Here is a 19,736-nt window from a genome sequence, read left to right on the forward strand (position 1 = left end):
TACAGAAACGCACCGTCAGGTGCGTTTCTGTACCCGCTTATTTTTTACTGTAAATTAATTGAATGAGCTCCGCGCTATTCAGTGATTTTAATTTTGACGGCATCCCCGAACTTAATGCTGTCTTTTACAACAGAGCCCTGTACAATTGTGCTGTCTGCGGTAAACGTGCCCGGACTTACCACACGTGCGTAATACACAAGCGGCTCTTTCTTTTCTGCGTCGCGGAAAACGGTGAATGTTACCTTCTGGCCGTCAATATTCCTGAACCACCAAAAATCACTGCCGGGATTAATTCCCGCCTTGAACGGATTTTCAATAGGCTTCAGCCCTGAAGGGGCAAAATCGATTATTTCGTAGTGAGTGTCCATGGCGGTAGGGGCTATGTCCCATTCTATAACAACTTTAACTATGTCATTCTGCCGGAATTCGGTGGTCTCCGCCCCAGTTCTGTAATCGTAATAGGTGCGTCTGATTTTCAGGTTTTCGTCCGGTTCTTCCGGAAATTCCGGTGTTGCATTGAATACCGATGTTACGGCTACTTCGCCTTTTACTTCAGTTATTTTCAGTTCACTCAGTTTTATCGATGGAATTTTGACCGTAACCGCTCTGCCGTTAATAATTTTTTCGTTATATCTGTTCCCGTCATACTCATACGAAAATGAGGCTTCGCTGCTGTGAAGCTTATTCAGTTCTTCGGTTATGACAAGCAGTTTTTCGGCATTCACCAGTATTCTGTTCGAATGGTTGTTAACAATATACTGATACAAACCATCCTTGTGGGGCGTATCGAGCCTGGAGGCGAGGAGTGCTGCAAGAGCCGTTTCCTTAAGTATTGTGTCCGTATCGTTGGTTGTTTTTACGCGGATATACGGGTTCTTAACCTCAAAATAAGGAACTATTTCATTTTCATAAATATTCCGGGCGGTAAAGTTTTCACCGATTTCTTCAAAGGCAAGGGCAAGATAGATTTTATCCCTCAGAGTAAGATTTTTGACACCGGCGGCTTCTTTTAAATCAAGCAGTACCGGTTCGCCAAGCGCTGCAAGTCCGTAAAGGGCGGGAGCATTTATTCGGCCGGGCTGCTGAAGGATAAGTGAGTAGAAATACTGCTTAAGTTTTACTGCAACCGCTTCGTTTTTAAGAAATTCTGCCAGCAGCGCCGATAACTCCACATCGCTTTCGGAATACGGAAGTATTCCAAAACCTCCGTCGTCTTTCTGGTACTGACCAAGTTCGATATTTATTTCATTTGTCTTTTCCCTGTCGGGAATTAGTTCATCCAGTATAGTGTTTGCCTTTAAAGCAATATATTTCTGATCCAACCTGCTTCCGCCGCTGTAAGCCAAATCGTACAGAGCGGGGATGAATTTTCCTCTGCCTGCGTCGGTGAAAATTAAGGTAGTAATGCCCGTTTTACCGCCGGTTATATTCATATTGGGCTTTAAAGTTTCTGTTACGGCTTTTTCTGTTTCATGGTAGGTGTCGATGACATAAATTGTCCGCCTTATACCGTCGGTGAGACCGCTTTCGCTTATCGCCTTTATTTCAATGTCATACACTCCTTTGTCAAGTTGCCAGAGCGGAATGCTGACACGTTCAAAAGCCTTGCCTTCCACTGTCCGGATAAATCCAGGCTTTTGCTCGCAGGTTACCTGATATTTGATTGCTTCGCCTTTCTTAAGATCGTTACCGTAGGCCGATACCCCGACATAGGGGAAATCCCCGCTGAGGTAGGTATAATTCATGCTGTCGCTGATAAAAAACGGAAGAGTTACTTTCAGGGAAGATTCCCCGGTTCCGCCGCGGAGGTCGGTCGCGATTCCTGCCAATGTAACATGCCATGATGTAACGTTATCGGGCAATTTGAATGAAACGGTGCCCTTTCCGTCCCTGTCCAGTGTTATTGTTTTGAACAGCGCCGTGTCCCTGAAATCGCTTCTTGCCCGGATCTGATCCATCGAAGCAGAATCTTTGAATGCCACGGACATTGCTTTCTCCTCGGATACCGCAGTATACCCACCACCTCCTGCGGCGTCTAACGACGACTGGCCCACGAGATGCGACGAATAAGAGCCGATAATACCGCTGCTGAGCCACTGATAAAGCCTGCCAAGGACATCAACATTGTAATATGATATTTCGAGAATTGCTTCATCAATAATCGCAATATTAACACGCGCGGGTACAGGGTTTTTGTTTTCATCGGTCGCAGTTATGCTGATATTCACCGTATCGCCCGGGCGGTATGAGCTCTTGTCGGTTTTCATTTCAAAATTGATTTTCTTTTCGGCGGTATCATACGCAAGACTGACCGATCCTGTTTCTATATAGCATTTACCGTTGAAGTATACCGCCTTTACATAGAAATTCGGAATTTTGTCCGCGGAAAAAACAGTTTTGTATTCGGGACCGCTTTGAACATTATAGCCTGTAATTCCGTTGCGCGCTTCAATAAACAGAACGGGTCCGGCTGAAACTGTTTTATCATTGTTTTTAAGGGTTACAACCGCCTCCTCGCCCGTGCGGTATTTTTCCTTATCGGTCTCCAGGTGATACCAGTCGTATTCGTCCTCGATGCCGGTATAATTCCAGCTTGACAAATAAACCTCCCGGCTCATGGTTCTGCCGTTGTTGTCATTCCAGGTCAGTTCCACCGTGTAATAGCCTTCTTTTGGACGTTCCAGATCCAAAACCTTCGTACCAATGCCTTTTTCGTTGGTTGTAAACGAAAAAGTGCCCAATTTCTCTTTCCGTTCCTTATAACGGTAGCGTTTTTTTACAACTTTGTTTATATAGTCGTATTCTTCTCCGTCTTCAATTTTTTCATAGGTATAGTGTATTATCGTGCCCGTAATTTTCCTGTTTGCGACAGGATCCCCCAGATAGTCCTCGGTGTACCAGTATTCATCTCCGGCGCTGCTGTTTATTTTATCAATGTCTATTTTGTTCAGTTTTGCTTCCAGCATTACTTTCCCGGTTTTAGTTAACGATGACGAAAAAGAAGCATAAATGTCGTTAACATATACCTTCACATGGGTGTTTCCGTTAAACATCCCGCTTTCAGGCAGTGATGCGGTTGCGTTGATGTAAACCGTATATTCGCCCTCGGCAGATTTGTCATAGATTTCTGCTTTAAAAGGAACGGTGACTTTTCCGTCTGCGCTTGTTTTAACCGTGGTTGCTATATCTCTGAAAGGCGGATAACCGCTTATCCTGTACGAAACATCCAGAAACGGAAGCGGCGTGCCGTCAAAAAATGACGGAGTTATAGTAAAGTTTACAGTTTCGTTAAGGAATATGGCTTTTTTATCGCTCTCAACCGTCATTTTATATGCAGGCTTAACATAGTCCTGAACCTTTATATAATGGCTGATTAGTACAGTATCTCCCGATTTGACGGTAAGCTGATAATTTCCGGGTGAAAGCTTGGGAAGTCTGAGGCTGCCTTCAAAAAAGCCGTTATCTGCAGGTACTTTTAACGACACTAAAGGTTTTTGGATACCGGGAAGGAAATAGTATAGGAATCCGGCTTTATAATCAGACCAGTAACTTCCCCCGGAAATTTCCACCGTGACTTCGGAAGGGGCGGTGTTGTCGTTCCTGTTTCTTAAAAATCCCCAGAACATTACTGTATCATCGGGCTTATAAAGGGTTCTGTCAGTCTGGAAGTATCTCCAGTAATTTTCTTCGGAATAATATACGTCATCAAGAATCTTGTACCTTGGATTTATTAATACAAGCTCATCGTCATTTTTGCGGACTGTATAGTAACTCAAATAATTTAAATCCGTATCCTCGGGATTGGTGAAAACCGTATCAAAAAAGGCGATACCCGAAGAATCGGTTGTGTATGTTTTACTTTCGCCGTTTACTGTTATTTTTGCGGATTCCACCGGTTTACCCGTTTTTAAATCATTAACCCAGAAAAGGGTTTTGGTATCGCTTTCGATATAGTAAGCCGATATATCGGTTGACTGAACAAGCGTTTGGGCGGTAAGCCCGTTCGATGTGCTCTGTATAAGATAGAATCCTTTTGGCAGGGGTTCCGGGACGGATATATAGTGTTCCTGCCATTTTGTCAGATCAAAAGATTGTTCAAATTCCGAAACTTTTGCAAGGTTATCGACAGGTACATGTGTTTCTCCATAAGTCGAATAAGACCAGTAGGGTTTTTCGTACATTGCCTTCACAGCGTTGACAAATTCATCGGAATTGTCAAACCTGTATATTGCTGTTTTGACAACGGCTTTGGTGGCGTTGTGATCGGTAAGGTATATATCTATCGGAATCAAGGGTGCATCCTTTGTGGAAAACTCCATCACCGAGTACCTGAAATAAAGGCTGCCTTTATATTCCTTCTCGGTATTGCTCTCAGGCTCTGTTTCAAATGCGAAAACATAATCTTTTTCAAGTTTATGTCCGGTATCTTTAAGGGGTAACCCTTTCTTGACGGTTACGGTATATATTGTGCCCGGTTCGAGTTTTTTCGGAATAAACACCGCCGCGTACCCATTGGTTTCAAAACGCCCTTCGACCTTTGGTGATATTTCGAAATATTTCTCTATATCCCCGAAGTTTTTGTGGCTGAAGTAAATTTCAATTCCGCTGTTCACAGGTACGAAGTTTGACCTGTTTGCAGGAAGGGTGCCTAAAACTGTGAAATTCCGCTGTGTCTGAAAGGTCCATGATATCTGTTCATTATCAGGGGTGGTTATGACAAAAGTATAGAGGCTGTTCTGTTCAAGTTCTTTTTCAGGGATTACAATAAACTCGTTAGCATTGTTCTGTGTGATTTTAAGCGGAATATCGCCCAGTAGCCTTAACATTTGCGTTATTTGTTCAAGACTGTATTTATTCACTGTTTTTAAAACAAAGTGAGTATCGGTGCTGATTCCTGTGCTGTCATATTCATCCGGTACAAGGGAAAAGCCGTTCCTGTATTCTTCGGCATACACGGCTTTTAACGGAGAAACTGTCCAGAGCAGCGCGGTTATGAAAGTGAACGCCAGGACCAATGCAATAATTCTTTTCATAAATTTACCTCCTGCTATATTTGGTATGTGGGATACCGGTCAAAATGAAATTCAATATCGTTAAACGCCAAATTAACCACTTCGTTTATTAAGACGGTAAAAGTATCTGTATGGTTCCGCAAAAGTACCATGAAGGTTTGGTTTGAAATTTAAAAAATATTGTTAATTTATTAACAATATGTATTTATAAAGTATGGACAGTAATGACATGGAGTGATAAAATATTACTAAATTTATTGTCTTTGTAAGTGAATAAAGCTGAGTTTATCTTTGCCGAAACTCTCTAAAATCTAATACCGTCGGACTGAAAAACAATTTATAGACAGGTCAGGCTCAGCTTATTTTCAGAAAAATATAGGAGGATGAAAAATGGACAGGGTTTATAATTTTTCAGCAGGCCCCGCGACATTACCGGAAGAGGTATTGCAGAGAGCAAGGGAAGAAATGCTTGACTGGCATGGCTCGGGCATGTCGGTAATGGAAATGAGTCACCGGTCTAAGTGGTTCGAAGAAATAATCAAGCAGGCCGAAGCAGATTTAAGAGAACTGATGAATATTCCCTCAAATTACAAAGTTCTTTTTCTGCAGGGTGGGGCATGGACTCAGTTTGCTATGGTTCCGCTGAATTTGATGAAAAAAGGTAAGGCCGATTATGTAAATAGTGGCTATTGGTCGAAAAAGGCGATAGGTGAAGCGAGAAAGTTTGGAAAGGTTAATGTTGTAGCATCGTCAGAGGATGCCAATTTCTCTTATATTCCTGAGCTTTATCCTGAAACCTTCAGCAAGGACGCAGATTATTTCTATATAACCACAAACAATACAATATACGGAACAAGATATACAAAACTTCCCGACACAGGAAATGTTCCTCTTGTTGCAGACATGTCTTCAAACATCCTTTCCGAAGTGTATGATGTTACAAAATTTGGTCTGATATTTGCAGGGGCGCAGAAGAATATGGGCCCTGCGGGCGTGGTTGTGGTAATCGTCAGGGAGGATTTAATCGCCGAAGTCAATCCTGAAGTTCCCACAATGCTGCAATACAAAGTGCATGCAGAAAACAATTCGCTGTTTAATACACCTCCATGCTACAGCATTTATGTCTGCGGTTTGGTGTTCCAATGGCTGAAAAAACTCGGCGGCGTGCCCGAAATGCAGAAAATAAATGAAGAAAAGGCGAAAATTTTGTATGATTTCATTGATAATTCAAATATGTTTAAGGGTACTGCGAAGAAAGAGGACCGCTCGTTGATGAACGTTACCTTTATAACCGGAAATAAGGATTTGGACGCGAAATTTGTAAAAGAAGCCGAAGAGCATGGGCTTGTAAACCTGAAAGGCCACAGAAGCGTTGGAGGCATGAGGGCAAGCATATACAATGCGATGCCGGTTGAAGGTGTTAAGAAGCTTGTTGAATTCATGAAGGAATTTGAGGCAAGAAATAAGATAGAGGTATAAGCGGGCAGACTGGATGTCTGCCTTTATAAGTTAATCACGTCATTTTTAAGCGATTCTATTCAGTTTGCATCCGTCCTGCTAATCCGTATCCGTTCTGTAATGTCACGTTGCTATTTTTTTTAGTTTCGGGTATGATAAAAAATAAAATAATTTTAGAAAAGTAGTGATGGGAGATTATGAGGATACGGCTTGACGATAAGATTCTTATGAATGTGGAAAAACCCGCCCGCTATACCGGCGGCGAGTGGAATATGGTAGTAAAGGACCCGGAGAATGTTGACGTACGTTTTGCGTTTTGCTTCCCCGATGTTTATGAAGTAGGCATGTCCCATCTTGGTATGAAAATACTGTATCACGTGCTGAACAAAAGAAGCGATACCTATTGTGAAAGGGTTTTTGCACCTTGGGCGGATATGGAGAAAATCATGCGCGAACGGGGAATTCCGCTGTTTGCCCTTGAGACAAAAGACCCCGTTAAGGAATTTGATATTGTCGGTTTTACGCTGCAGTATGAGATGTGTTATACAAATGTGCTGAATATGCTGGATCTTGCCGGAATTCCGCTATTAGCCGAAGAAAGGGGCAAAAACCATCCTTTTGTCATAGCGGGCGGCCCGTGTGCTTGCAATCCCGAACCCCTTGCCGATTTTATTGATTTTTTTGTTATAGGTGAAGGCGAGGAGGTTATCCTCGAAATAATAGATGCGTATAAGGAATGGAAAAATAGCGGGAGCGGCAGAACCGAGTTTTTGAGGATGGCTGCAAAAATCCCCGGGGTTTATGTCCCTTCATTTTATAAGGTTACGTATAACGAAGACAATACAATATCGGGAATTAAGCCTGTTTATCCCGGCATACCTGAAAAGGTAAGGAAAAGAATAATCAAAGACATGGACGCGGTTGACTTTCCTGAGGATATAGTGGTTCCGTTTATCGGCACTGTCCACGACAGGATTATGCTGGAAATGTTCAGGGGCTGCATCCGTGGCTGCAGGTTCTGTCAGGCGGGATTCATTTATCGGCCTGTACGGGAAAAATCCCCCGGGGTCCTGCTGAAACAGGCAAAGGGCAGTATAGAAAAAACCGGTTATGAGGAAATATCCCTGGTTTCGCTCAGTACCAGCGATTATTCGTGTCTTGCCGATTTCACCGAAGAGCTGCTGAAACTGACCGAAGAAAGGAAGATAAATCTTTCGCTGCCTTCGCTGCGTATTGACAATTTTACAATTGATCTTATGGAAAAGGCACAAAAGGTGAGAAAAAGCGGTCTGACCTTTGCTCCCGAAGCAGGAACCCAAAGGCTGAGGGATGTAATTAACAAGGGAATTACCGAAGAGGATATGGAGAATTCTCTCAGAATTGCGTTTGAAGGCGGCTGGAACAATGTAAAACTGTATTTTATGGTAGGGCTTCCCACTGAAACCGAAGAAGATATAGCGGGTATAGCGGACCTTGCCAAAAAGGCCGTGGATATATATTACAGAATACCTAAGGAAAAAAGGGCAAAAGGGCTTAATGTAACAGTAAGTACCTCGTGCTTTGTTCCAAAACCGTTTACGCCGTTTCAGTGGTTTGGGCAGAATACCGTTGAGGAGTTCCATAAAAAGCAGATGTATTTAAAAGACAAATTAAGCAAAGTGTCAAGAGCAATAACATACAACTGGCACGATGCAAGGGTTAGTTTCCTTGAGGCCGTGTTTGCCAGAGGCGACAGAAGGGTCGGCAGGGTACTTTTGCGGGCGTGGCGGAACGGATGCCGCTTTGATGCGTGGAACGAGTTTTTTAAGTACGACGCCTGGATGCAGGCTTTTGAGGAAGAAGGGATTGATCCGGCGTTTTATGCGAACAGGACGAGGGATTACGGCGAAATCCTGCCCTGGAGCCATATTGACATGGGTGTATCTCAGAAATTTTTGCAGCGCGAATGTGAAAAAGCATACAAAGGCATTGTCACTCCGAACTGTAGAATACAGTGTACGGGCTGTGGAAGCGCTGTTTTCGGCGCCGGGATATGTAAAACCGTTTCCGCGGGAGGAAATACACCATGAAAATAAGGTTTAGGTTTGATCGCGGCGAAGAATTGAAATATATCGGGCATCTGGATGTTATGCGCCTGTTTGAAAGGGCGTTCAAGCGCGCTGAAATTCCGGTAACCCATTCCCAGGGATTTAACCCGAGACCGCATATTGTTTTTGCGCAGCCGATGGCATTAGGGCTTTCAAGTGAAGGGGAATTCGCCGACGTTGAGCTTGATGAAGATTATGAGCCGTATGATTTTATCGAAAGGCTTAATTCCGCTCTGCCTGCGGGAGTAAGGGTGACCGATGCGAAAAAAGTGAAAAACGGCAAAAACATCATGGCCATCGTTGAGGCCGCAAGGTACAGGATAGATTTCGGGCTTGTGCCTGAGAAGAATATAGACGGCGTAATTTCGGAGGTCCTGAACAGGGACAGGATTATTGTTCTGAAAAAGACCAAAAGCGGGGAAAAGGAGTTTGACATACGGCCCCTGATTTACGAACTTACCGGAGGAAGAAACGGAGGAGACAGCTATTTTTTCAATGTATTACTCGCGGCGGGCCAGGAAAACAATGTACGCCCGGAGTTATTCATTACAGGCGTGGAAACATGCACGAACAGTGATATTGAAATTCTGAGGATGCACAGGATAATGCTTTACGGGCGTGCCGGTGACAGGTGGCTTCCTTTAGACGACGGCAAATTTCTGTAACACTATATGTAAACATTGGGCAGACGGAGTATTATGACAAGGGAGATTTTGGTAGACAGAAAACCTAAATTGAAAAGGATTGCAATTCTTGAAGACGGTGAGCTTGCCGAACTGCATGTTGAATGCGCGGACAAAACCGGAATTGTCGGGAACATATACAGAGGAAAGGTTGAAAAAGTTTTTCCGGGAATGCAGTGCGCCTTTGTTGACATAGGCGCGGACAGGAACGCCTATTTAAGCGCCGAGGAAGTTTTACCCGTAAGAAAGCAGCCGTATGAAAAAAAACCTTTTCCGTTGAAAATAGAAAGTGTGATAAAGCCCGGGCAGGAAATTACCGTCCAGGTTTTAAAGGACGAAATAGGAACAAAGGGCCCGAAAGTTACGATGAATATAGCCCTTCCCGGTAATCTGGCGGTTTTGTATCCCCTTTCGCCCGGCATCGGTATTTCCAAAAAAATTAAAAGCGAGTCCGAAAGGGAACGGCTTAAGAACATGGTCAAGAAACTGTGTCCCGAGGGGATGGGGATTGTTGTGAGAACCGCTGCCGAAGGAACTGCGCCTTCGGAGATGGAAAAATGTGTCCGTGAACTTGTCGAAATATGGGAGATTATAAGGAAGAAAGAGGAAAAGGGATGCGTGCCGAGGTGTTTATATACGGAACCGGATTTGGTACAAAGGCTCGCACGGTCGGGCGCCAATCTGAATATTAAGCATATTGTCATGAATGATCGTGACGAATTCGAGAGCTTGCTTGAATATCTCAGCCATACAGCGCCCGAAATGAAAGCAAAGGTCAGGTTTTTTTCGGCCGATTATGATCTGTTCAGATTTTACCGGGTGGATGGCGCGATAAGGGAGGCACTGTCCCGGAAGGTTTGGCTTAAAAGCGGCGGCTACCTTGTATTTGATCAGACGGAGGCTTTGACGGTCATTGATGTCAACACCGGGAAGTTTACGGGCAAGAACAATCAGGATGAAACCATTTTCAAAACCAACTGTGAGGCCGCACGGGTTATTTCAAGGCAGATAAGGCTGCGGGATATCAGCGGAATTATACTTATAGATTTTATAGACATGAAGGACAGAACTCATAAAGAAGAAGTTTTATCAATCCTGAAAGAGGAATGCAGGAAGGACGCGAACCAGGTTTTCATAGCGGGCATGACCAATCTCGGGCTTGTGGAAATGACGAGAAAAAAAGTGCGGAATCCTCTCCGGGAAATACTGACAGAACCCTGCCCGAAATGCGGGGGAACCGGCAGGGTTACACGCAGTTTTCACGACAATGACTGAATAAGGGTTGTTTATGGAAATACTTATAAAACACAGCCTTTTAAAAAATACTGTTTGAAAGGCTGTGTTTTTTTATAAAATTTTTTAAAAAACTATTGACATTAAGAATAACTATTATATAATAATAGTAACGATTACTACTAAGTAGGTGTTATTAATATGAACAGACGGACCAGTGCACAGAAAATGATGATAGAAAATGCCCTGATGAGATTAAATCATCCGACTGCTGCTGAAATATATGAAGACATAAGAAAAGAATACCCCAGTATAAGTCTGGGAACGGTATACCGCAATCTCGGACTTATGGCCGATACCGGTGAAATTTTGAGAATACCTATGGGCAATTCGCCCGACAGGTTTGACATCAATACTCAGGAGCACCTGCATGTTATATGTACCGGATGCGGAAGGGTGTTTGATTCCGACAGTGAAGGGCTCAATGAGATTTTTGAAAAAATTGACGAGTATATTGAGAATTCCACCGGTGTCAAAGTGGAAACAAGGGTGATGTTTTTCAAGGGAATCTGTTCTGAATGCAGAATGAAGTCCGAATAAGCAAATTAACCGGTTTCATCCGGAAAAATAAAACATATAATTTAAGGAGGGTTTTATATGTCACTTATTGGCAAGGAAGTTTCTGATTTTACTGTAAAGGCTTTTGTTAACGGTGAGTTCAAGGATATCAGCAAGGCTGACATACTGGGCAAGTGGTCGGTATTTGTATTCTATCCTGCGGACTTTACATTTGTATGCCCGACCGAGCTGGGCGATTTGGCTGACAATTATGAAGAATTCAAAAAACTGGGTGTTGAAATTTACTCGGTATCAACCGACAGCCATTTTGTTCACAAAGCATGGCATGACACTTCTGAAACAATAAAGAAGATTAAATTCCCGATGCTGGCAGACCCGACCGGAAAACTCTGCAGAGATTTCGACGTTTACATTGAAGAAGATGGAATGGCTCTGAGAGGTACATTTATAGTAAATCCTTCCGGAAAGATAGTTGCTTATGAAGTTCATGACAACAGCATAGGAAGAGACAGCTCCGAATTGCTGAGAAAGGTTCAGGCCGCTCAGTTCGTAGCAGCCCATGGCGATCAGGTTTGCCCTGCTAAATGGCGTCCCGGTTCTGAAACTCTGAAACCCAGCCTTGACCTGGTAGGGAAGATCTAATATATATGAAAGAACTTTATGACCTTATTATAATAGGTTCAGGGAGTGCGGGACTGGCAGCCGGCATTTATGCCGGCCGTGCCAGGCTCAAAACCCTGATCATAGAGCGAGACAAACCGGGCGGGCAAATCAGAATAACTTCAGAAGTTGAAAACTATCCGGGAATTCTTAACATTTCCGGAGAGGAATTAGGCCTGAACATGAGAAAACAGGCTGAAAAGTTCGGAGTCAGTTTCAAACATGGAGTTGTGGAATCGGTTGATTTTTACAGCGACATTAAGAAGGTAAGAACGGTGGATGCCGAGTATGAAGCGCTGGCGGTGATTATCGCCACTGGAACCGTTCCGAGAAGAATAGGCTTCAAAGGGGAAAACGAATTCCGCGGACGTGGAATTGGATACTGCGCCACATGCGACGGTGAATTTTTTACCGGCATGGACGTTTTTGTTATTGGGGCGGGTTTTGCGGCTGCGGAAGAGTCAATTTTCCTCACCAGGTATGCGCGAAAAGTTACGATTATCGCAAGGGAACCTGAATTCACGTGCTCTAAAATGATTGCCGAACGGGTGCTGGCTCATCCCAAGATTGAAGTAAAATTCAATACCGAAATAGTGGAAGCCGGCGGAGACAACGTATTACGCTATGCAAAATTTATAAACAACAAAACTGGCGAGACATGGACATATGAAGCCAAGCCGGGTGAGACGTTCGGTATTTTCGTGTTCGCAGGATATATACCGCAGACGTCGGAATATGCGGAACACTTACGCCTTGACGGGAACGGGTATATAGTGACCGACGAAAGCATGCGCACGAACATTGACGGAGTATATGCGGCAGGAGATGTAAGGGCCAAGGAACTGAGACAGCTTGTAACCGCCGTTGCCGACGGAGCAATAGCTGCCACCCATGCCGAAAAATATATTGCGATGAAAAAAGAAAAGCTGGGTATAAAAACCGAAGATGCGCCGGAAACAGTACATCCGGCAAAGGTTTTCTTTGAAGAGGATTTGCGTGGGCAACTGGCCCCTATTTTTGAGCGTTTTGAAAACAAGGTGAAAATTCTTGCAATCCTGGACTCCCAACAGGAATTCAGCGCAGAGATAAAGTCATTCCTTGAAGAATTCGTGTCCCTTACCGATAAAGTAGAGCTGGAAGTATTGGAAAAAGGTCAGGATGCAGAAAAGGAAAAACTGATCAACGCCACTATTTTCCCAACTTTTGCAATCCTGAGAAATGACAACAGTTATACCGGCATACAGTTCCACGGTGTCCCGGGAGGGCATGAGATAAATTCATTCATCCTTGCGTTATATAACGTTGCCGGACCCGGGCAGTCAATTGGAGAAGATATATTGTCCCGCATTAATAGGATTGACCGGAAAGTAAATTTAAAGATTGGCGTGTCTTTGTCCTGTACTTTCTGTCCCGATGTGGTTGCCGCATGCCAGCTGATGGCTGCGAAGAATCCGAATATTGAGGCGGAAATGATTGATGTGGCCCGCTTCCCTGATTTTAAAAACCAGTACTCCATAATGAGTGTACCGGCTGTGGTTGTGAACGATAAAGATATAGTTTTCGGCAAAAAGACTATTGAACAGATTCTGGAGATTATTGAAAAGATTAATTGATACAGTGGGCAATGTTTATGGATTGCAGTGTAACGAATATAGGATGGATAGCTTAATTTGGCTATCTGTCCTATTTTTTAATAAAATCAAACTCGTGGAGTGAAAAATTCTTATTGTATGCTATACTTTTTTTAAGTATGACAATGAGTGCTTTGTGGTTATAATTAACTACATGTCTTAATCAAAATTCCATACCAGGATTACAGAAGATACTTAAATCTGATTGGTTGACACCTGACATTGAGCTGTGTTAAAATAAAACGGTTACCGCACATAGAAAGGGTTTGAAACGCATTAAAAATGCTCCCTTTCATGGCGAGTTAGGGCAGAGGAGGTGCTTGTTGTGTACGCAATAATTGAGACCGGCGGTAAGCAGTATAAGGTTCAGGAAGGCGATGTTCTCTTTGTTGAGAAGCTTTCTGCCGAAGAAGGCCAGACTGTGGTTTTCGATAAGGTGCTTGCTGTGTCCGAAGCAGGCGAATTAAAGGTAGGAACCCCTGTTGTTGAAGGGGCTGCCGTAACCGCGAAGGTGCTTGGCCACGGAAAGGGCAAAAAGATTATAGTATTCAAATATAAGCCCAAGAAGAATTACAGAAGAAAACGCGGACACAGACAACCGTATACGAAAGTACAGATAGAAAAGATTAATGCGTAATGATTAAAGCGGTTATCTATCACAATAAGGATGGTAAAATAAAAGGATTTAAAGTTAAAGGACATGCCGGTTTCGGTACCGCCGGGAATGACATAGTATGTGCGGCGGTATCGGCCGTAGTCTATACCGCGCTGGGCGGTCTGGACGAACTGGCAGGGTTCAGAAATTTCGTGGAACGTGACGGTTATATGGAGTGTCATGTTCCCGATGGTCTTAATGAAACCGAAAGTTATATAGCCGATATAATACTGAAGACAATGGTAATAGGTTTAAGGCAGATTGAGGCTGATTACAGCGAATATATACAGTTACGTTTTAAGGAGGTGTAAAACAATGGTAAGAATAAATCTGCAGTTGTTTGCACATAAAAAAGGAGTTTCCAGTACAAGAAACGGCCGTGACAGTGAGTCTAAAAGGCTTGGTGTGAAGAGAGCCGACGGTCAGTTTGTTAAAGCAGGGAATATTCTCGTAAGGCAAAGAGGCACAAAAATTCATCCCGGAAACAATGTAGGAATTGGTTCAGATGATACTTTGTACGCGAAGATAGACGGAATTGTTAAGTTTGAACGTATGGGCAGGAACAGGAAAAAGGTAAGCGTCATTGCGGTGTAATTAAAAGTGAAACTTGATTAACGGGGGCGAGAATAATCGTCCTCTTTTTGTCTGTGTAAATAGATGTATCTTAAAATTTCTCATGAATTTTGTTTAAATTCCTGCATTTAAGCACACAATTTTCATGAACGCCTCATTTACAAAGCAAGGGTTCAGGGAGGAAACATGTTTATAGACATAGCTGAGATATATGTAAAAGCAGGAGACGGAGGCAACGGCGCCGTTTCCTTCCGCAGGGAAAAGTATGTTCGGGCGGGTGGCCCTGACGGCGGCGACGGGGGAAACGGCGGCAATGTTATTTTAAAAGCCGACAAACATCTGCGTTCGCTGGCTGATTTCCGTTACCGCAGGCATTATAAGGCGGAACGGGGACAGGACGGAAGCAGCCAGAAATGTGCAGGCAGAAAAGGCGAAGATCTTGTCATTAAAGTTCCATGCGGGACTATTGTCAAAGACAGGGAAACGGGCCTTATTATCGCCGATCTCGTTGAAGACGGGCAGACTGCGATTGTGGCAAAGGGAGGAATTGGTGGCAAAGGGAACGCGCATTTTGCAACCCCTACAAGGCAGGCTCCGAATTTCGCCAAAAACGGCACTCCGGGCGAAGAGAGATGGATTATTCTGGAGTTAAAGCTTTTGGCCGACGTGGGACTGATTGGCTATCCGAATGTTGGAAAGTCCACGCTTCTGGCCCAGGTTTCATCGGCCAAACCCAAAATAGCGAATTATCACTTCACTACATTAACACCCAATCTGGGCGTTGTTTCGATGGGAATTGGCGAAAGTTTTGTCATGGCCGATATCCCGGGTTTGATAGAAGGCGCCCATGAAGGAGTGGGCCTGGGGCATGACTTTCTTAAGCATGTGGAAAGAACCCGCATGCTGATACACGTGGTGGACGTTTCCGGGCTGGAAGGGCGTAATCCCGTTGAGGATTTTCATGTGATAAACAGGGAACTGAGGGAGTATAACGAAGAATTGTCCAGAAGGCCGCAGATCATAGCGGCAAACAAGATTGACGTGGCCGATGAGAAAGCGGTAAAGGAATTCATCGAATGCATGGAAAAGTTGGGATACAGGGTATTTCCCATCAGTGCCGCAACAGGGAGCGGCGTGAGGGAGTTGATCAATTATGTCTATGAAATGCTGAAAACTCTGCCTGAACCCGAAATATTTGCGCCCGAAGCACCCGAGGTTGTATACAGGGCCAAAGAGGAGGACGACTTTACCGTCGAAATTGAAAACGGCGTTTTTGTAGTGGATGGTCCCTGGATAAGAAATCTGCTCCGCGGAATTAACTTTAACGACAGGGAATCATTGCAGTATTTCCAGCGCGCCCTTAGGCGAAAAGGCGTTATTCAGGCGCTGGAGGAAAAGGGTATACAAGAAGGAGATACTGTGCGGATAGGAGACGGTATGGAGTTTGATTATATACCGTAAGGGGAAAAATTATACGTGTTTCAGTTAGATTAATATACCGGGAGCTGGTAAACGAATGCTGACAGGTAAGCAGAGAAGCTATCTGAGAAGTCTTGCAAACGATATTCCCGCCATTTTCCAGATTGGCAAAGGCGGTATTTCGGATAATGTGATTAAACAGTTTGATGAGGCCCTTGAGGCAAGGGAACTGGTCAAGGCCACAGTCCTGAAAAATTCGGCTTTAAGCTCAAGGGAAGTATGTGAAGAACTGGCTGCCGCCCTTGGTGCGGAAATCGTTCAGGTTATCGGGAACCGTTTCGTGCTTTACAGGGAATCAAAAGAGAACAAGGTAATTCAGCTCCCTTAAAAAAGAGGGCGGCTGTTTGACTTTTTATTTCATAATAATCAATTCCTGAAAAAACAAGTTACCGTTTATTGTTGTTTTTAAATGCGCATGGGGATAGAGGGAAAGGATTTTCTTAAGGTTATACATGCCGAATCCCCTGTCCTTGCCATTTGTTGAATATCCGCGTTCGCAAATCATGTTTAAGTCAGGCAGCTGATAATATGTATTTCCGATTAGTATTGAAGTGTGGGTATTGTCTGAGTCCATCCCCAGATGAAGCTCATTATCGGGCGATTTTTCACAGGCCTCAATGGCGTTGTCCAGTAAAATGCCAATTATTTTTACAAGATCAGAAGGATCGATATTGTTTATTTCTATTTCGTTAAAAATATTGATAAACAGCTTTATGTTTTTTGTTGCAGCCTCATTAAGTTTTGAAAATACAATGCCTTTCAGCGCAGGGTTCTGTATATATTTTAACGGGCCGAGAAAACTGTGGCTTAAGTTCCTGCAGTAATCTTTAAGAACGTGGTTGTTAAGATATTCGCTTAGTTCACTGAAACGGTTGTCAAGCAAATACCCATTGATTGAAAAGAGTATGTTGGAAAAATTGTGTTTCTGGCCGGCCAAATCGTCATACATGTTTTCAATGAGCCTGGTGTACCTGTTAAGCCTTATATAAACCCTGCATCTTTGCTCAAATCTGGCTTTACCGCGCAATGACAGAACATATATCAGAAATGTGACAATGAAAAGCTTATAACCGAAATTTGTAAGGTAAATGTTGTACGTACCGGTACCGGAAAGGAACAGCAGCACATTAAAAGCGGCGTTAACCGCTGCGAAAAACAGGACGTAATAAATACTGACTTTTGTAAGCTTTTTGCTTAATTGGTGTTTTTTAATCAGGGAGGCGGCTGATATAACTATGGCGGTTATAAACAGGGAAACGGCATTTTTAACAGCCGTTCGGTATAAAATGTTTCCGGGAAACGCATCAATGAATGCCTGCCCTGAAAGCTCGCCGAAAAAAATAATGAGATCGCTTATCGTTGACAATGCGAAAGTTTCGGTGATGCCTAATTTATAAACATAAGACATCCAGAGGGGAAGCAGAAACAGATTTATCGGGTAATAGACATACGGTTCATGCAAAAAGGCGCAGGACCAGAAGCAGATAAGAAAAGCCATGCTAAAAAATTTTAAATTTAAGCGGTATGATTTCCTGACATTTCTTGCATTAAGGTAATTGGCCGCCAGCGCGTGAATTAAAGAGCGGGTAAAAGCCGTAGTGAGCATGTCAAAGGCTAACATGGGACATTAGCTCCTTCCATTTTGATCTCGCTACGTCACAGATTTTTCCGTCCTCCATGATAACCGAACAGCTTTGTTTGTTTCTGAAAAATCTTTTAATAAACCTGGTGTTTATAATAAAAGAGCGGTGGCATTGGAAAAATCTGCTGTCAAGCTCTTTTATCAGCTCTCTCATCGTATGGCGGAATGCAATGCAGGTACGATCGGTCAGTACGCAGTAAATAAGACGGCAGCCCGGCCTGGTCTCAAAATACAGGATGTCGCCGAGACTGACGGTGTGAACACCGTTAATGCCTTTAATAGTAATCTGTTTTCGCAGGGTTAAACCGTTAATTTGTGCAGATTCTGAAATAATGGTGTCGAGGCATTCCCTAATGCGCTTCTCCAGGTCTTCTTCTTGCTTGAAAATGCAGTCCAGGGCCTTTATTTTATAATTAAAAACTTTAAGGCTCAGTTCGGGATGGGATGTTATAATGATAAAATAAGCCATAACGTCGAATTTCCTTATTTGCTTTGCAAGAGTGAGCCCAGTTGAGTTTTTTTCGTTAAGGACTATATCCAGAAAGTATACATTTACATGACCTATATTGGATTTTGCGAATTCAACAACCTGTTCAAAATTGCTGTGACATAATTTTACAGTATAATCCAGATTTTTTTCATTGGCGTATTCGGTTACCATATTCTTCAGAATTACCGCGGTATTGAAATTGTCCTCACAGATTACAAAGTTGAACATTATTAATCATCCTTTTATGAAAAATCTTTCATAAAAGTATAAATTGTAAAAAATATTCTATAAATAGATAATTTTATAAAAAATAATTATAAATTGATTTTATTACATAAATAATAAAATTTCAACTAAAATTTGGACTATAATAATATAAGTGGAAATATGAGATCTGCCAGCGTGCAGCCGGATTCAGCCGCTGCTGATGAAACATCCGGGAAAAGGGGAATTCAGTGTTTATGATACCTGCTGAACCGAAAGGAAAGACCTCCTTTATTCTGTCCATATTTGTGTTAACCGGCCTGTTGGTCTGCACCGGCTTTATATTCGAGAATATTTATCCGTCAAGGGATACAAACCGAACCGGGAACAGATATTCCGGTGCAGGAGGATTTCCAACGGCTACACCGGGCGGGTTTCCGCAGGCGCAAACACCGGCCGTTGAACCCGCTTTGTCTCTTTCGCCTGCGCCCGTTCAGGCAACTGCGCCGGTTCAACCGGGCCGGCGGGGAAACGGATTCGAAGCCGAAGCCGTTCCCCGGACACTTGAGGAGTTAAAAAAGACCCTTGAGAAATATATTGCACAGCAGAGCGGAAGATATGGTTTATATTTCATTAACCTTGTGACGGGTGAAGAATTCGGAATAAACGACAGGGAGAAATACATTGCGGCAAGCACGACAAAACTGCCTATGAATCTTCTGCTGTATAAAAAAATAGCGGCCGGTGAAATAGATTTTGATGAGAAACTTGTATATTTGGAGGAGGATTTTGAACCAGGAAGCGGCGTAATTCAGAAATCACCCTTCGGTACTGAGTACACCGTCCGCGAAACGGCCCGGCTTTCCGTTGTATACAGCGATAATTGTGCAATAAATATGATTATACGCCTGCTTGGAATTGAAAATATCAGGCAGTACATGCTGGACATCGGAGGAACGATATATTACGGCCGGGATCACCGTTCCTGTCCGTATGACCTGGCCGTTTATGCGAGGGAACTTTACCGCTTTTATCAGGAAAATCCTGAAATTGCGGGAATTTTGATAGAAGATCTGCAGAACACAATGTGGAACGACAGGATTAACAAGCTGCTTCCGAAGGACGTTAAGGTGGCTCACAAAATAGGAAATTATGAAGGTGTTTATAACGACGTTGGAATTGTTTTTGCCGAAGAACCATACGTACTTGCGGTAATGAGCGAAAATGCGGACCAGTCTGTTGCGTCCGACGTTATTGCACAAATATCAAAAAAAATATATGATTATATGGTTACCAGAAACAATCTGAAAAGTAACTAAAGAAAAGATTTTGATTTTACCGGAGGATTTT

16 protein-coding genes are annotated in these 19,736 nt (G+C 43.3%); 13 read left to right on the plus strand and 3 right to left on the minus strand.

Features of this window, described 5'->3' with window-relative positions; all coding sequences use genetic code 11:
* Positions 1-74 precede the first annotated feature (74 nt).
* The gene (locus CST_RS02365; RefSeq protein ID WP_015358221.1) at positions 75-5,033 is read right to left on the minus strand and encodes an Ig-like domain-containing alpha-2-macroglobulin family protein; all 4,959 of its coding nucleotides are present in this window, start codon (positions 5,031-5,033) and stop codon (positions 75-77) included.
* A 369-nt stretch (positions 5,034-5,402) separates the two neighbouring features.
* Between CST_RS02365 and serC the strand changes: the two genes are divergently transcribed.
* From serC to yhbY, 12 genes are all read left to right on the plus strand, one after another.
* Positions 5,403-6,491 (plus strand): 3-phosphoserine/phosphohydroxythreonine transaminase, encoded by a 1,089-nt coding sequence (serC, locus tag CST_RS02370; RefSeq protein ID WP_015358223.1) that lies wholly within the window; start codon positions 5,403-5,405, stop codon positions 6,489-6,491.
* A 176-nt stretch (positions 6,492-6,667) separates the two neighbouring features.
* The gene (locus tag CST_RS02375) at positions 6,668-8,539 is read left to right on the plus strand and encodes a TIGR03960 family B12-binding radical SAM protein (RefSeq protein WP_015358224.1); all 1,872 of its coding nucleotides are present in this window, start codon (positions 6,668-6,670) and stop codon (positions 8,537-8,539) included.
* Positions 8,536-9,222: a TIGR03936 family radical SAM-associated protein gene (locus CST_RS02380; RefSeq protein WP_015358225.1), complete on the plus strand. Its 687-nt coding sequence runs from the start codon at positions 8,536-8,538 to the stop codon at positions 9,220-9,222. The genes CST_RS02375 and CST_RS02380 overlap by 4 nt, the downstream gene beginning before the upstream one ends.
* Positions 9,223-9,237: 15 nt before the next feature.
* A complete protein-coding gene (locus CST_RS02385; protein ID WP_242823580.1) occupies positions 9,238-10,515 on the plus strand; it encodes an Rne/Rng family ribonuclease in 1,278 nt (425 codons plus the stop codon).
* Positions 10,516-10,674: 159 nt separating this feature from the next.
* On the plus strand, positions 10,675-11,073 hold the full coding sequence (locus CST_RS02390; RefSeq protein WP_015358227.1) for a Fur family transcriptional regulator: 399 nt from the start codon (positions 10,675-10,677) through the stop codon (positions 11,071-11,073).
* A gap of 57 nt (positions 11,074-11,130) precedes the next feature.
* Positions 11,131-11,694 (plus strand): alkyl hydroperoxide reductase subunit C, encoded by a 564-nt coding sequence (gene ahpC / locus CST_RS02395; protein ID WP_015358228.1) that lies wholly within the window; start codon positions 11,131-11,133, stop codon positions 11,692-11,694.
* Between the two features lie 5 nt (positions 11,695-11,699).
* Entirely contained in the window at positions 11,700-13,325 is a 1,626-nt protein-coding gene (locus tag CST_RS02400) for an FAD-dependent oxidoreductase (RefSeq protein ID WP_015358229.1), read from the plus strand.
* Between the two features lie 343 nt (positions 13,326-13,668).
* Entirely contained in the window at positions 13,669-13,980 is a 312-nt protein-coding gene (rplU, locus tag CST_RS02405; protein ID WP_015484873.1) for a 50S ribosomal protein L21, read from the plus strand.
* Positions 13,980-14,309 carry a ribosomal-processing cysteine protease Prp gene (locus CST_RS02410; RefSeq protein WP_015358231.1) on the plus strand — a complete coding sequence of 110 codons (330 nt, stop codon included), beginning with the start codon at positions 13,980-13,982 and terminating at the stop codon, positions 14,307-14,309. The genes rplU and CST_RS02410 overlap by 1 nt, the downstream gene beginning before the upstream one ends.
* Before the next feature lie 4 nt (positions 14,310-14,313).
* The gene (gene rpmA, locus CST_RS02415; RefSeq protein WP_015358232.1) at positions 14,314-14,592 is read left to right on the plus strand and encodes a 50S ribosomal protein L27; all 279 of its coding nucleotides are present in this window, start codon (positions 14,314-14,316) and stop codon (positions 14,590-14,592) included.
* A gap of 165 nt (positions 14,593-14,757) precedes the next feature.
* Positions 14,758-16,032: a GTPase ObgE gene (obgE, locus tag CST_RS02420; protein ID WP_015358233.1), complete on the plus strand. Its 1,275-nt coding sequence runs from the start codon at positions 14,758-14,760 to the stop codon at positions 16,030-16,032.
* Between the two features lie 55 nt (positions 16,033-16,087).
* The gene (gene yhbY / locus CST_RS02425; RefSeq protein WP_015358234.1) at positions 16,088-16,378 is read left to right on the plus strand and encodes a ribosome assembly RNA-binding protein YhbY; all 291 of its coding nucleotides are present in this window, start codon (positions 16,088-16,090) and stop codon (positions 16,376-16,378) included.
* Between the two features lie 24 nt (positions 16,379-16,402).
* On the opposite strand, the gene CST_RS02430 is transcribed toward yhbY, so the two are convergent.
* Positions 16,403-17,548 (minus strand): sensor histidine kinase, encoded by a 1,146-nt coding sequence (locus CST_RS02430; RefSeq protein ID WP_242823581.1) that lies wholly within the window; start codon positions 17,546-17,548, stop codon positions 16,403-16,405.
* Between the two features lie 109 nt (positions 17,549-17,657).
* Positions 17,658-18,410, minus strand: coding sequence for a LytR/AlgR family response regulator transcription factor (locus CST_RS02435; protein WP_015358236.1), 753 nt, complete (start codon positions 18,408-18,410; stop codon positions 17,658-17,660).
* A 233-nt stretch (positions 18,411-18,643) separates the two neighbouring features.
* On the opposite strand from CST_RS02435, the gene CST_RS02440 reads away from it, so the two are divergent.
* The gene (locus CST_RS02440) at positions 18,644-19,705 is read left to right on the plus strand and encodes a serine hydrolase (RefSeq protein WP_015358237.1); all 1,062 of its coding nucleotides are present in this window, start codon (positions 18,644-18,646) and stop codon (positions 19,703-19,705) included.
* The last annotated feature ends 31 nt before the right edge of the window (positions 19,706-19,736 follow it).

This window comes from Thermoclostridium stercorarium subsp. stercorarium DSM 8532 (assembly GCF_000331995.1).
GTDB classification, from domain to species: Bacteria; Bacillota; Clostridia; order DSM-8532; family DSM-8532; genus Thermoclostridium; species Thermoclostridium stercorarium.